General features: G+C 70.4%; 9 protein-coding genes and 1 pseudogene. 4 read left to right on the plus strand and 6 right to left on the minus strand.

Annotated features, from left to right (window positions below; translation table 11 throughout):
• Positions 1-2 precede the first annotated feature (2 nt).
• Positions 3-1,427: a sulfatase-like hydrolase/transferase gene (locus LCF40_RS07375; protein WP_318247892.1), complete on the plus strand. Its 1,425-nt coding sequence runs from the start codon at positions 3-5 to the stop codon at positions 1,425-1,427.
• Positions 1,428-1,633: 206 nt separating this feature from the next.
• On the opposite strand, the pseudogene LCF40_RS07380 reads toward LCF40_RS07375, so the two are convergent.
• Positions 1,634-3,460: pseudogene (locus LCF40_RS07380) on the minus strand (gamma-glutamyltransferase family protein); the annotation flags it as partial.
• 126 nt (positions 3,461-3,586) lie between these two features.
• On the opposite strand from LCF40_RS07380, the gene LCF40_RS07385 reads away from it, so the two are divergent.
• The gene (locus tag LCF40_RS07385) at positions 3,587-4,681 is read left to right on the plus strand and encodes a M14 family zinc carboxypeptidase (RefSeq protein WP_224827950.1); all 1,095 of its coding nucleotides are present in this window, start codon (positions 3,587-3,589) and stop codon (positions 4,679-4,681) included.
• Positions 4,682-4,684: 3 nt separating this feature from the next.
• On the opposite strand, the gene LCF40_RS07390 is transcribed toward LCF40_RS07385, so the two are convergent.
• Entirely contained in the window at positions 4,685-6,316 is a 1,632-nt protein-coding gene (locus LCF40_RS07390; protein WP_224827951.1) for a glycoside hydrolase family 3 protein, read from the minus strand.
• A 78-nt stretch (positions 6,317-6,394) separates the two neighbouring features.
• On the opposite strand from LCF40_RS07390, the gene LCF40_RS07395 reads away from it, so the two are divergent.
• Positions 6,395-7,273: an SDR family NAD(P)-dependent oxidoreductase gene (locus tag LCF40_RS07395; RefSeq protein ID WP_224827952.1), complete on the plus strand. Its 879-nt coding sequence runs from the start codon at positions 6,395-6,397 to the stop codon at positions 7,271-7,273.
• 25 nt (positions 7,274-7,298) lie between these two features.
• On the opposite strand, the gene LCF40_RS07400 is transcribed toward LCF40_RS07395, so the two are convergent.
• Positions 7,299-8,492 carry a GNAT family N-acetyltransferase gene (locus tag LCF40_RS07400; protein WP_224827953.1) on the minus strand — a complete coding sequence of 398 codons (1,194 nt, stop codon included), beginning with the start codon at positions 8,490-8,492 and terminating at the stop codon, positions 7,299-7,301.
• A gap of 130 nt (positions 8,493-8,622) precedes the next feature.
• Positions 8,623-10,668 carry a hypothetical protein gene (locus LCF40_RS07405; RefSeq protein ID WP_224827954.1) on the minus strand — a complete coding sequence of 682 codons (2,046 nt, stop codon included), beginning with the start codon at positions 10,666-10,668 and terminating at the stop codon, positions 8,623-8,625.
• Positions 10,669-10,774: 106 nt separating this feature from the next.
• Between LCF40_RS07405 and LCF40_RS07410 the strand changes: the two genes are divergently transcribed.
• Positions 10,775-11,935: a hypothetical protein gene (locus LCF40_RS07410; protein WP_224827955.1), complete on the plus strand. Its 1,161-nt coding sequence runs from the start codon at positions 10,775-10,777 to the stop codon at positions 11,933-11,935.
• 4 nt (positions 11,936-11,939) lie between these two features.
• Here the strand turns inward: LCF40_RS07410 and LCF40_RS07415 are convergent, their stop codons facing one another.
• Both LCF40_RS07415 and LCF40_RS07420 read right to left on the minus strand, forming a co-directional pair.
• On the minus strand, positions 11,940-13,517 hold the full coding sequence (locus LCF40_RS07415; RefSeq protein WP_224827956.1) for an amidohydrolase: 1,578 nt from the start codon (positions 13,515-13,517) through the stop codon (positions 11,940-11,942).
• A 65-nt stretch (positions 13,518-13,582) separates the two neighbouring features.
• Entirely contained in the window at positions 13,583-14,518 is a 936-nt protein-coding gene (locus LCF40_RS07420) for a dihydrodipicolinate synthase family protein (protein ID WP_224827957.1), read from the minus strand.
• Positions 14,519-14,598: the final 80 nt, after the last annotated feature.

Here is a 14,598-nt window from a genome sequence, read left to right on the forward strand (position 1 = left end):
GTATGGCCGATCGACCGAACGTGCTGTTGATCACGACCGACCAGCACCGGGGAAGCGCGATCGGGGCCGATCCTGCCGTTCCCCGGGACGGCCACGGCGATCCGCTGGTCCACACGCCGACGCTGGACTCGCTCGTCGGCGAAGGGGCGATGTTCTCCCGGGCGTATACCCCGGCGCCGTCGTCGATCCCCGCCCGGCGGTGTCTCTGGACCGGCCGGCGCCCCGCGAACGTCGACGCGACGACCTACCACGGCCGACCCTGGACGTTCGAGCCGACGCTTGCCGGGCTCCTCCGGGAGGCGGGCTACCGGACGCGACTGACCGGCAAGACCCACGCGATCCCGGCGGGCAACCGGATCGGGTTCGAGGAGACGGTCCTCCATACGGGTCTCTCGGGACGCGAGGACGACTACTCCCGGTGGCTCGCCCGCGAACGCGACGGCGCCGACGAGATCGGCCACGGCGTCGGGCGAAACTCCTGGGACGCCCGGCCCTGGCACGTAGACGAGCGGGCCCACCCGACGGTCTGGACCACCGACCGGGCGATCGAGTTCCTGGCCGACCGGGACCCGACGCGCCCCTTCTTCCACTACGTCTCCTACGTCCGGCCCCACCAGCCTTACGACCCGCCGCGGGCCGCCTGGGAGCACTACGACGGGCGGGAGATTCCCGAACCACCCGTGGGCGACTGGGCGAGGGAGATCTACGGCGACCGGGTTCCGGCGCATCCGCCGACGAACGCCTGGCTCGCGGACCTCCCCCGCGAGGTCGTCCGCCGGGCCCGGGTGGGCTACTACGGCTCGGTGACCCACGTCGACCGCCAGATCGGGCGGCTGCTTCGGGCCGTCGACCTGGAGGACACCCTCGTGATCTTCGCCTCGGACCACGGCGACATGCTCGGGGACCACGACCTCTGGCGGAAGACCTTCGCCTACGAGGGCTCCGCCCGGGTCCCCCTGATCGTCCGTCCCCCGGGACGGGATGAGCGTGCGAGGGGCCGGCGGATCTCCCGGCCGGTCGGGCTCGAGGACCTCCTGCCGACGATCCTCGAGGTGGCGGGCGTCGAGGTCCCCGGATCGGTCGACGGCCGGTCGCTGTGGCCGCTACTGGACGGGGACGCGGAGTGGCGATCCCACTACCACGGCGAACACGGGCCGACCTACGACCCGGAGACGGGAACCCAGTTCCTCGTGAGCGAGGACGCGAAGTACGTCTGGCATCCCACGACGGGCGACGAACTCCTCTTCGACCTCGCGGACGACCCCCTCGAGACCCGTAACCTCGCCGGCGAGCGCCCCGACGAACTCATGACGTGGCGCGACCGGCTCGTCGATCGGCTCGCGGGCCGGCCGGAGGGGTTCACCGACGGCGACCGACTGACCCCGGTGACGGCCGAGGAGGGCTGGAACCGAACCGGATCGTCGTGATCAGTTCGGGCCGCGACCGGGGTGGTCGCCGCCGTGGCCCGGCGGGTCGCCTCCACGGCCGGGGTGGTCGTCGTCCTCTCCCGGCGGGCCGCCCGGATGGTCGTCCTCCTCGCCGAGCCCGGGCGGGCCCCTGCCGGGGACGTCCGCCGGGGGGCCCCGCGGCCGACGTCCTCGCCGCCGGCGCCGGCGACGCCGCCGCCCCGGCGGGGGTCGTAGACGCCCAGCGGGCCGTCCCGGTCGACGGCGACCATCTGCGTGTCGCCGAGCGGTCCGGTGGGCTCGTCGGCCATCGAATACCCCATCGCCTCGAGCCCGTCGATCGTCGCTCCGGGAACTGCCTCCTCGTACTCGCCGGTGAAGACGTACATCCGCGGGTGGGCGACGGCCTCCTCCAGGCCCATCCCGTACTCGAGGACGTTGACGAGCACGTCGGCGACGACCTGGGAGATGACGATGCCGCCGGGCGAGCCACAGGTCAGCAGGGGCTCCCCGTCCTGAAGGACGAGCGTCGGCGCGGCGGTGGTGTTGTACCGCCGGAGCGGCCCCAGGCGGTCGGGCCCGGACTCGCCGAGCTGGGCGATCGAGTTGTTGAGGAAGAAGCCGTAGCCGGGGACCACGGCACCGGTGCCAAAGCCCGAGGAGAGCGTCCCCGTAAAGGAGACGACGTTTCCCGCCCCGTCGGCGACCGAGAAGTGGGTCGTATCCTCGGTCGTCGGCGGCTCGAACTCCCCGGGAACGTTCGCCTCGCTCACGTCGACGGGCGGGTCGGTCGTCCAGGGGTCGCCGGGCTGGCGGGCCCACGGGTCGCTCTCGGCACCCAGGAGGCCGGGGTTTCGCTCGTCGGGGTCGATGAGATCCCGCCGGCTCGCGATCAGGTCGTCCGAGAGGATCCCTCGAACCGGGACGTCGACGAACTCCGGGTCGGCCGTCGTCGTGATCATCGGGTCCTCGATCGCCGCGCGGGCCGCCCACGTCCGGTGGTAGCGCGTCGCCGACATCGGGTCCGCCGGCAGCTCCATCCCGTCTATGAGCTTCAGCATTCCGGGGACGACCAGCCCGCCCTCGACCGGCGGCGGCGCCGAGAGCACGTCCACCGAGTTCCCGATCGTCGGATGGGGGTCGTCGTAGGTCACCCGGGTCGGCGGATCCACCGTCGGCCGGTAGGCCCGGAGGTCGGCCATCTCCATGACCCCGCCCGCGTCCTGGACGAGGTCGACGATCGCCTCGCCGATCTCGCCCCGGTAGAAGGGGTCGACCCCCCCCTCCTCGATCAGCGAGAGCGTCCCCGCGAGGTCCTCCTGGACGACGAGGTCGCCGGCCTCGAGGGCCTCGCCGTCGGGTGCCCAGATGTCGAGGGCGGCGTCGTTCATCCGCCAGACGACTGCCGAGAGGACGCTCGCGACCCGCTCGTCGAGTTCGAACCCCTCCGCGGCGATCTCTCTGGGTCGGGTCGCGAGGTCGCTCAGCGAGCGGGTGCCCCACCGCTTGAGCATGACGTCGAGCCCGCGCAGCGTCCCAGGCGTCCCGATCGAGATCCCGCCATAGTATCGCTGGGCGGGCGGCTTCAGGTTCCCGTCGTCGTAGCGCATGGCCGGCGAGGCATCGATCGGCGCGCGGGCCTGGCAGTTCAGCGTGACCGGCCGGTCCTCGCTCGCGGCGTAGCCGACCAGCATCCCGCTGCCGCCGATCCCGGAGCCGTAGGGGTCGACGACGGTCAACGCGAGCTGGACCGCCGCGGCGGCGTCGAAGGCGTTGCCGCCCGACTCCAGAACCTCGGCGCCGACCTCCGCGGCGATCGGATGGGAGGCCGAGACCACGCCCTCGGAGTCGTGGATCGACTCGACCTCCCAGCCCTCCTCGCCTCCGTCGTCCCCGTCGTCGCCCTCGTCGGCCGCCGCGCTCCCGGAGACGCCGGCCCCCGAGAGCGCGAGCGCGACGGCCGTTCCCCGCATGAACCGCCGCCGGTCGGGCTCCCGTGAGACGCTCTTCTCCGACTCGTCGCCGCCGCCCTCTTCTCTGCCAATACCTGGCATGGCAACATCTAACTCTCCCTGACTCTCATTAAATCTATTGGTTATTTCCGTAAAGAACGTCGTCGGCAGCCGCACCTCCCGGCCGCTGGAGAAACTTTAACCCGAACGGCTCCGTCGCTCGACGGTATGAGCGAGGAAACGGACACCATGACCTACGCGGAGGCGGTCGAGCGGATTCCCGACCGCGACTTCCCCGAATTCTGGGTCGGCGACCGCGAGACGCTCGTCGACCGGCTGGATGCCGTCGATCGCGGGCGAATCGAGGAACTCGCCCGGTCGCCCGGCGGCCGACCGATCCACGCCGTCACCTACGGCGGGTCGGCCGACCGCGACCACCGGGCGAACTACAACTCCGCGGTCGCCGCCCGCGACCCGACCAGCTACGCCGACCGCGACGAGCGCGACCGGCCGGTCGTCTTCCTCCTGGGACCGGTCCACGGCCACGAGGTCGAGGGACTGACCGGGCTCTGTAACCTCCTGTCGGTCCTCGAGACGGGTCGGGATCTCGCGGGTACCGAGCGGCCGACCCTGGAGCGCCTCGCGGATCGCTGTCGGCTGGTCGTCGTCCCCTGTGGCAACCCGGACGGGCTCGCCCGGTTCGAGCCCCGATCCCTCCACGGAATGACCCTCGCCGACCTCGAGTTCTGGGGTCAGGGCACCTGGAGCGACGACCGCCTCGTCGGCTACCCCGACGCGAAGGGACTGCACCCGATGGCCGGCGAGGAGGTCGCCTTTCTCGGGTGTTACTTCGACGACGACGGGGTCAACCCGATGCACGACGAGTTCTTCGCGCCGATGGGGCCGGAGGCGCCCGCCATTCTCGAGGCGATCGGTCAGGAGGCCCCCGACGCCACGCTCTCCTTGCACAGCCACGGCTATCCGCCCGGGTTCGTCCGCACCTCTTACGTCCCCCTCGAGGCCCAGGCCGACGCCCGGGCGATCCACCGGTCGTACAACGAGGCCCTCCGCGAGCGGGAGCTTCCGGCGTACGACCCGATCGAGGTGAGCGCCGAGAGCGGCGACCCTCCGCCGTACTTCAACCTGCTGAGCGCCGCCCATCACGCGAGCGGCACCCTTCCCCTGCTCCACGAGTCCGCCCACGGGCTCGCCGACGGCCACGCCGGCGACATCGACCACGGGGGGATCCTCGAGGCCCAGTTCGCGCTCTACGAGGTCGTCCTCCGGCACGCTCTCGACGGCACGGCAGGTACAGCGACCTGATCCTCACTCACCGATCGGCAGCGACTCCCGAACCGCCGGCGGCTCCCGGAGGACCCCGACGATCGCCCGACCGGCCGCGTCGGGTACGGGATCGGGCAATCCCAGGCGATCCTGAAGGTAGGTCGCGAGGTATCCCACTTCGGGGAGGCCCGGAAACTCGTTCGGCAGGCCGAGCGAGACGACGGTCGTCGGCGCCTCGCCCGCGACGGCCTCGACCATCCGGCGCTGGAAGTCCGGAACCCCTTCCCTGTTGTAGGTCGTCACGACCGCGCGATCGACCCCAGCGGCGAGGTCTCGGACGGTCGGGAGCGCGTCGGCCGTGGGCACGGTCGCGGGCTTCGAATCCCCCGTCCGGGTCCCGTCGGGCGCCAGCGAGCAGGTCACCACGGGCCCGAACGCCCGGTCGAAGTGGGGCTTGAGCGCGCCCACACCCCGAACTCCGGTCAGCAAGACTGTGTCGTCCTCGCGGATCGGGAGCCCGTCGTCCGTGAGGAGGGTCACGGAGCGCTCGTAGGCCTCGCGGGCGAGCGACCGGTGGGCCTCGCTTCCCGTCACCTCGAGGGCCTCGATGGGATCGACCTGGCGGCCGTCGGCCACCCGCTCTTTGAGCGCGAGGATCCGCTCGACCGAGCGGTCGATCCGCGATTCGGGGAGGTCGCCGGTTTCGACCGCTTCGAGGAGCACGTCCCGCGTTTCCCGGAGATCCTCGTGGGGCACGTACCCCGTGAGGACGAGGTCGGCACCCGCGGCGACCGCCCGGACGGCGGCCTCGCCGACGCCGTAGTTCTCGGCGACCGCGTCCATCATCATCGCGTCGGTGACGACGACGCCCTCGAAGCCGAGTTCCGCGCGGAGTAATCCCGAGAGCACCGGCTCCGAGAGCGTCGCCGGGCGGTCAGGGTCGATGGCATCCACGAGGACGTGGGAGGTCATGATGCAGTCGACGCCCGCCTCGATCAGCGCCTCGAAGGGAGGGAGGTGGACCTCCTCTATCCTCTCGCGGTCGTCGGTGACGTGGGGTAGGTCGTGGTGTGAGTCGAGTTCGGTGTCGCCGTGGCCGGGGAAGTGTTTGGCGACTCCGAGCGCTCCGGCGTCGTGGATTCCCTCGAGAGCGGCGGTCGCGTACCGCGAGACGGTCGCGGGGTCGGTCCCGGGCGAGCGGACGCCGATGACGGGGTTGTCGGGGTTGGTGTGGACGTCGGCGACCGGCCTGTGGGTCATCGAGAGTCCCATCGAGCGCGCGTCCCGTGCGATCGCCGCCGAGACCTCGCGGGCGAGGCCGGGGTCGCCGGTCACCGTCCGTCCCATCAGGGAGGGATACGCCCGGGTGCCGTGGCCGACGACGTCGACGGTGCCGTACTCGCAGTCAGCCGAGAGCAGGAGGGGAATGGCGTGGTCGACCCCCGCGGCCCACTCCTGGAGGCGGTTCGCGTACTCCGCCATGGCGTAGGGACCGGCCCGATGGCTGCCGTAGATCCGGACCGCGCCGGGCTGGAGGTCGCGGATCACCTCGCCCGTTTCCTCGGCGGGCCATCCCGCGTCGGTCTCTCCGTACCCGTTTCCGATCCCGACGTGGAGGAGCTGTCCGACCTTTTCCTCGAGCGAGAGCCCATCGACCCCGCGTTCGCCGCTCATACGTCGCTCTCTCGGGGCGGGATCAAGGCTCTTGTGGGGACCCGATCGATTAAGTCCTCGGGGGCCGAATCGCCGGCGATGACCGAGACCGAGGAAGCGACCGGCGTTCTCGCGGGCGACGTCGCGATCGTAACCGGCGGAACCCGCGGCATCGGGCGGGCGATCGTCGACCGGTTCGCCGAGGAGGGAGCGGCCGTCGTCGTCTCCGCGCGGGGCGAAGACGATGTGGAGACCGTCGCCGAGGAACTCGAGGGCGAGCACGGAATCGAGGCGGCGGGGGTCGCCTGCGACGTCACCGACTCGGCCGAGGTCGCGGCGCTCGTAGACGCCACGGTCGATCGCTTCGGCGGGATCGACGTCCTCGTGAACAACGCGGGTGGATCGATCGACGACGACAACCTCCACCGGGTCACGGAGGAGGCCTGGGACCGGACGGTCGACCTCAACCTCAAATCGCTCTTTCTGGCCTCCCGGGAGGCCCTGCCGGTGATGGTCGAGGGCAGCGGGGGATCGATCGTCCAGATGTCGTCGGTCAACGGGCTCGACGGCATCGGCCAGATCGCCTACTCGTCGGCGAGAAGCGGCGTCCTCGGCCTCTCGCGGCTGATCGCGACCCAGTACGGCCGCCACGGTGTCCGCTCGAACGTCGTCTGCCCGGGCACAATCGAGACCGATCGGCGCTCGGAGAACATGGATCGGGTCGGCGAGAGCCGGGCGAGCGCCGAACACGACGGCGAGTGGACCCAGCGCGACCAGTGGGTAGACCAGTACCCCCAGGGCCGCTTCGGCAGGCCCGAGGAGGTCGCCGAAGCGGCGCTGTTTCTGGCCTCGCCGATGTCCTCCTTCGTCAACGGCACCGATCTCGTCGTCGACGGCGGGCTCACCGCCGGCCTCGACTGGAGCTTCCAGCGCCAGATCTTCGATAGCGGGGAGACGCCGACCCGGCCCGAGCGGTAGGCAGGGTCGGCCGCGGACCGACCGCTCAGGCGTGTTCGGACGGCCAGATGAAGTACCGGAGCGGGAGGGCCGTCTCGAGGAGGGGATCGCCCGAACGGAGTGATTCCGTGCGGTCGGGGAGTCCGAACAGGAGCGAGACCGTCTCCCGGCGGTCGCGTTCGACCACCGTCCGCTCTCGTTCGTCCACGCCGCCCCCGCCGGAGCCGACCGACACTCCCTCGGAGTCGTACTCGATGCCGACCGGATCGCCCTCGGGGAGCGCGAGTTCGATCGATCCCTGCTCGGTGCGCCCGCTCGCGAGCCACCGGTTCTCGAGTTGGCCTCGGAAGCCGGAGAGCAAGGCCTCGAGATCGTTGATCCGCAGTTTGCGGTGGGGTCGGGCGAACCAGCTACTGGCGTGGCGGGCCAGGAGCGGTTCCGCGTCGTGCCAGGGCGGTGCCCGGACCGATAGCTCGTTCAGATCGAGGACGGCGAGGACGTGACCGAGGAGCGTCTCGAGGCCGGCCTCGCTCCCGCCGAACTCGGAGATGGTTCGCGAGCGGGACCGGCGGGTCATCGAGAGGTAGGCAGGATCGGGAGCGTCGTCGCTGGCCCCCCGGTTCGAGCCAGCGGCGCCCACGACGAACGTCTCGAGGCCGCGCTGGCCGAACACCGTCCGGTCGCCCTCGCGGTCCCGGACGAGGCGATAGGGTTCGGTCGCGTGGATCCCGCCAATGGTCTCGAGGGTCGTCTCCTCGCCGTCGTAGACCTCCACAGTGGGGGAAGCTTCGGGCTCGCCGTCGAACGACCGGGCCGTGATCGTGTACTCGTACTCGCTGCCGGCCATCTCGTAGCCGAAGTGGCCGTACCGCTGCCGGTTCCCGCTCAGATCCGAGAGGGGAGCACCCGCGTCGTCCATCCGGTCGAACCAGAACGACAGGAGGTCGGTCATGTAGCCCTCGCCCCGATACCGGCGGTCGGTAGCGACGCCGCCGATACCCCAGCACTCGACTTGCCCCCCGAAAGCCGTCGAGAGGGTCTGTGGGACCGCCGCGACGTGGCTCACGATCTCGCCATCGGCGAGGATCACCGCGTGGCGATCGGGACGGTCGGGGTCGTAGACGAACGGGAGGTTCGCCTGCATCCCGCCCCGGTCGTAGGCGAAGTAGCGATCCAGCAGTTCCATCATCTCGGGGAACTCCTCGCGGGTCGCGAGGCGTGGCCCCTCGAGGTCGGTCATCGTCTCCCTCCGTGGGTCGAGGAGTCGGCATCGCGGCCGTCTCGACGTGTCGCTTCGGGTGGCATCTCCCGGCGCTTCTCGCCCGACGACTATAACTCCCGGTGGCGAAGCAGGGGCTACGACCGGCCGGTCACGACTGGCCGGTCAGGTTGTCCCGGACGAAGGTCCCTTCGCTTTCGTCGGCGAGGATCTCCCCGCAGACGTTGTTCTTGATCCAGAGGCCGGAGACGTCGCCTCCGGCGAAGTCGACGTCGGCCTCGTCGCCGCCGGTCGTGTTACAGCCGGTGATCCAGACGTTCGACACGGCGCCACCGCCCGTGTGGCCGATCGGCGCGGCGGCGTCGGCCACGCAGTCGGCGTCCGTCACGCGGAGGTCCGAGACGTCGCTCGCGACGACCGACGGACCGCTCCCGTGAAGGATCCCGGTCACGCCGACGTTCTCGGAGTCGTCGACGGCGACGTCGGGCGCGTCCGTCGCGTTCTCGAGGACGTCGATATCCAGAGAAACGTTCTCGGCGCCCTCGATGGACGCCGCGGCCTCCGAGAAGTCCCCGGTGATCTCGCCGGTGACGGCGACGTTCTCGGCGCCCTCGAGATTCAACCCGATCTCGTCGCTACCCCGTCCAACGAGATTGACGTTCTCGAGCCGGGAGTTTCTGAGAGTTCCGTTCACGACGTTCGCGCTCGTGCCGGCGAACGTCTCGAGCGAACAGCCCTCGAGGGTGAGGTCAGAGGCCTGACCGTAGGGGGTGTTGACCGCGGCGGGCCGGCCGACGACGGTCGTCCCGAACGCCTTAACGTGGCTCTGGTTCGGCGACAGCGAGAGGCCGTAGCCCGCGTGGTACTTGTCGTGGAGGATCTCCTCGGCCCCCTCGATCCGGCCGCCGTAGATCTCGTAGGCGCCGTAGACCTGTTGGTCCGCGTTCGAGTGAAAGCAGGCGCCGTGGAGGTAGGCGTTCCTGATCCGCGGGTCGAACACCCTGACCGTGTTCGCCCCGGCGTTGACGTCGATTCCGCGCCGGCAGGTGTCGATCGACGGGCGAATCACTGTCGGATCCGTGCTGCCCCGGAACTGGAACGGCTCCCAGTGGGAGGAGGCCCGTTCCGGGAGAACCGGATCGGTCGCCTCGCAGTCGACCATCACCGTCCGCAACGAGTGGATGTCGGTGAAGGGGAAGCCGACGTACTCCGCGGCCGAACAGTCGATCATCGCACAGTCGCGGGCATACGCACACATCAGGAAGCCCTCGGACTCGTCCTCGCCGTCGCCGGAGACCATGTGCAGATCGACGAACCGACCGCCGACGACGGAATCGAGCAGAAAGACGCCAGCGTCGCCCGCGCCGTGGTCGTAGTTCAGCCCGCGATCGAGGTAGAGCGTCGAGCCCTCTATCTCGCGGATCACCGCCCGCGTGGGACAGGTGCCCCGGCCCGCGGTGCCGCCCCACGAGAGCGTCGGCGTGTTGTCGTACTTCGTCTCCGAGACCGTGACGTCGTTGCCGGCCTCGAACGGCGAGGGGTCCTCGACCTCGATCCGCTGGTCGCCCTCGCTTGCGTCCGCGGCGAGGACGGTGTCGCCGCCGAAGTCGCTGACGTTCTCGAAACTCCCGAACGAGAGGAAATGCGAGTACGAGCCGTAGGCGATCCCCGTGATCCGCAGGCGCGAACCCGTTCCCAGCACTGTCACGTGGTCCTCGTAGATCTCGTGGGGCGCGTCGAACCAGTACTCGCCGTCGGTCATGACGAGCGTCGCGCCCTCGCTCAGGTCCTCGATCGCGGCGTCGAGAGCGTCGTCCGAGGGGTCCTCGCCCGTCGGGTCCGCCCCGTAGTCGTCGATGTCGACGACGTCGACCGCGCCGCCCGCTCCCGATCCCCCGGTGGCGTGCAACACGCCGTCCTCGACCGCGAGGTTCTCCCCGGCGAGGTCACTGACCGCTTCGCCCGTGGCGGCCAGCTCGAGCGCGCCCAGGTCCGTCAGGTCGTTCCCGCCGGCGTCGACGTCGCTCTCCCAGCCGTACCACGGCTGGTTGCCCCGTCCCCGGGACTGGGCGCCCGCCCGGCCGCTCAGCAGGCCGAGGCCGCCGAGACCTAGCGCGGCGATCGCCGCCCGCCGGCCCACGCCGGCGTCGTCGGGTCGCGTCGCTACTCCGCTCTCCGCGTCGTCTGAACCATCCATGATGTCCGGTGGCAATCGTCACCCGCGGGTCATAAGTCTATCTTCGGGGAGGAGACACGAGGAGCGCGGGGAGAACGCTTTAGGCGACGGTCCGAGAGCATCCCGTATGCCCGCGCTCTGGACGTACCCCTGGACCCTCGAGCGGGAGGGCCTCGACGCGACCGCCGACCGCCTCGCGGCCTGCGGGATCGATACGGTCAACGTCGCTTCCCACTACCACTCGGTGCGCTCGATGAACCCCCGCTCCCCCGACGCTCTGTTTCACTCCGCGTCGGGGGCCTGTTACTTCGATCCCGGCGAGGCGTTCGATGGACTCGCGATCAATCCCCCCGTCAACGCCGTTGGGGAGTGGGCCGATCCTCTCGAGGCGATCGCTGAGGGGCTCGACGAGTACGGAATCGCGACGAACGCCTGGACGGTCTGTCTCCACAACACGCGCCTCGCCTCCGCCAATCCCGACTACCGGATCGAGAGTGCCTTCGGCGACGCCCACGACCACTCGCTCTGTCCCTCCCACCCCGAGGTCCGCGCCTACTTCGCGAGCGTCGTCCGCGCGGCCCGCGAGCGAGGCGTAAGCGCGATCCATCTCGAGTCCGTCGGCTTTCCGAGCGCGTTTCACGATCACGGCGCCGACTTCGGCCACCCCAAGCGCCAGACGATCGCCTCGACCGCCGGCGAGATCCTGCTCTCGCAGTGTTTCTGTGATGGCTGTCGGGCGGCCGCCGAGGACCACCCGATCGACCTCGAGCGCGCACGGGCGAAGGTTCGAGAGTTGCTTGCCGATCCCTTCGCGGACCCGACTGCGTCCCCCCCGCCGCTCGAAGACCTCGTCGCGGACGACCCCCTCGTCGCCGACCTCTTCGAGTTCCGGGCGGCCGTGATCGAGAACCTGCTCGCCGAACTCGACGACGCCGGGGGCTCGACCCCGCTGACGTACTATGTGATGGAGGCCGCGGGCGCCGATCCCGACGACCTCCTCGGAACCGGCGTCCGGTTCGACGCCCTCGAGAACCACGTCGACCGGCTGCTCGCGATCTGTTACGTCGCCGACCCCGACGTCGCCCGCGAGCGGATCGGAGCGATCGACGCCGGGACTCGGCTCCCGACCGACGCCGGGATCACGCTCGATCCCACCGTTATCGGGAGCGAGGACGAGTTCCGCGAGCTTGCGGACGCGGTCCGCGAGGAAGCAGAGGGAGTCTCGATCTACCACGACACGCTCGCGACCGAAACGCACCTCGAGTGGCTCGAGTCCGCGTTCGCCTGAGTGTCTACCCCGTCGTCTCGAGCCCTGGGTCGGGTGCCTCGTAGACGATCTCGCCGCCGACGACCGTCGCCACCACCTCGATCTCGTCGATCTCCTCCGGATGTTCGAAAGGGTCCCGATCGAGAACCACCGCGTCGGCGAGTTTGCCGGGCTCGAGGCTTCCCCGCTCGTCGGCGAACCCCGCATAGGCCCCGCCCCGGGTGTAGGCTCGCAGCGCCTCGCCCACCGACAGGCGCTGGGCGTCGTGGGGGGCGTTCACCGCGTGGTGGATCCCGTAGAGTGGACCGAACGGCATCGTGTCGCTGCCGAGGGCGAGACGAACACCGGCGTCGCGCATCGTCCGGAGACGGTTGTTCTCCCGGCGCCAGCGCTCGCCGAGGCGAGCCTCGTACAGCCCTCCCGGAGCCGACCACTGGAGGAAGTTCGGCTGCATGCTCGCGATCACGTCCAGCTCCGCCATCCGCTCGATCTGGTCGTCGGTCGCGAGTTCGGCGTGCTCGATCCGGAGCCGGGGATCGTCCGTCTCGTAGGCGGGCAGGACCTCCTCGTAGGCGTCGAGGACGACCTCGATCGCCTTCGTGCCGATCGCGTGGGTCGCGATCGACTGGTTCGCCCGTGCCGCCGCGGCGAACGCCTCCCTGAGCCGATCGCGGTCGATCACGAACTGGCCGTCGTTGCCGGGGTCGTCGGCGAACTCGCCGTCGAGTTTCGCGCTTTGCGCGCCGATCGATCCGTCCGCAAACACCTTCAAGCCCAGGATCGAGAGCCGGTCGTCGCCGAACCCGCTCGCGATCTCGAGGTCGGCGAGCGCGTCGCCCCGATCGACGTGGACGTAGTAGCCGACCCGGACCGGCAGGGCGTCCTCGCGCCAGGCCGAAAAGAGCGCGGCGTGAAACGGGTCCCCGGGCTCGTTGGGCGTCGCCATCCCGGCCATGTCGTAGACGGTCGTGATGCCGAGTTCGGCCGCTCGCCGGGCGCCCTTCTCGAGGACGGTCCGCGCTTTCTCCCGGTCGGGATAGGTCGCTTCGGTGACGCGGATCACCGCGTCCTCGACGACGACGCCGGTCGCCTCGCCGCCCTCCCGACGGACGTCGCCGTCCACGCCGTCGAGATCGACCCGCTCCAGCCCTGTGGCGTTCAGCGAGACCGCGTGGCCGTCCACTCGTTTGGCGGCGATCGGGTGGGTCTCGCTCACGCCGTCGAGCTCCCCGCGGGTGAGCGGGTCGTCCTCGCCCGCGGGCCAGGTACTCTCGTCGTAACCGAACCCGAGCACCCAGTCGCCCGCCGCGGTATCCGCGGCGTTTTCGGCGAGCGCGGCGAGGGCCTCCTCCCGGTCGTCGGCGGCCGAGAGGTCGGTCTCGTGGAGGGCGATCCCGACCCACGGGAGGTGGGCGTGGGCGTCGACGAAGCCGGGAAGGACCGTCCGGCCCTCGAGGTCGATCGTCCGCTCGGCCGTCCCCCCGGCGAGGTCCGCGACTCTCCCGTCACGAAAGACGATCCCGTCGGCGGTCGACTCCTCCGTGGGCGAGCCGGCGAGCGTGTAGACGGTCCCTCCCGAGAGCGCGAGCGAGTCTGCGTTCATACCTCGAGTGCGAACGGGAAGATAGTAAGAATGGGGGTCCCGGCGGGCGGGCGACGGACGGGGGGCTATGCGGGTACGAGCAGTTCCTCCTCGCCGTCGACTCGTTCGAGGCATTCCTCGACGCGCTCGCGGTCCTCGGGGGCGAGGTCGACCAGGGGCTCCCTGACGGCCCCCCCGGAAAGCCCCCGGAGGTCCATCCCATACTTGACGGCGGGGACGTTCTTCGCGGCGCCGAAGGCGGGACCGCCCCCCGCTTCCGCCCGGAGGTCCTCGAAGGGACGCAGCAGGTCACGGAGCTCCCGGGCCCGGTTCCAGTCGCCTTCCTCGAGGGCGTCGTACAGCGCGAGGACGGGTCCGGGGATGAAGTTCCCGATCCCCGTGGTCAGCCCCTCGGCGCCCTCGAGGGCGTAGGCCGGGCCGTAGCGTTCGGCGACGCCGTTGAGCCAGATCACGTCGGTGATCGTCGACGCCAGTCGGGAAAACTCCGTGACGTCGTTGACCGCGTACTTCACGGCAACGACGTTCTCGATCCCGGCGACCGCTTCGAGGAGCCGATCGCTCAGGAGGGGGCCCCGCTTGTAGACGACGATCCCGAGGTCGGTCGACGCCGCAATTCGTCGATAATAGTCGATCAGCCCCTCCTCGTGGACGTAGGTGTGGCGGGGATACATCACCATCGCGGCGTCGGCGCCGGCGTCCTCGTAGGCGTCGATCAGTTCGATCGCTTCGCTGGTCGCGCCGCCGGCCCCGGCGACGACGGCGGCTTCGGCGGGGGCCGCGTCGACGGTCGCCTCGACGACCGCCGTGCGCTCGTCGTCGGTAAGCGAGTAGTATTCCCCCGTGTTCCCACACGGGATGAACAGGTCGGCGCCCGCCGCGGCGAGCGAGCCGACGTTCTCGGCGATCGCCTCGCGGTCGACCCGGTCGCCGCCTTCCGAAAAGGGCGTCGCCGTCGTGAACGCGACTCCTCGCAAGTCCTCCCGAAGGGTCTCGTATCCCATCTCTGAGCCAACGGTTCGCAAGGGGGAATCATTATCGTTCCGGTTCGGGCGGTCCTCGCGGGAGGCCGCCGAACCCATCA

The sequence above is a fragment of the Saliphagus infecundisoli genome, assembly GCF_020177375.1.
Classification (GTDB): Archaea; Halobacteriota; Halobacteria; order Halobacteriales; family Natrialbaceae; genus Saliphagus; species Saliphagus infecundisoli.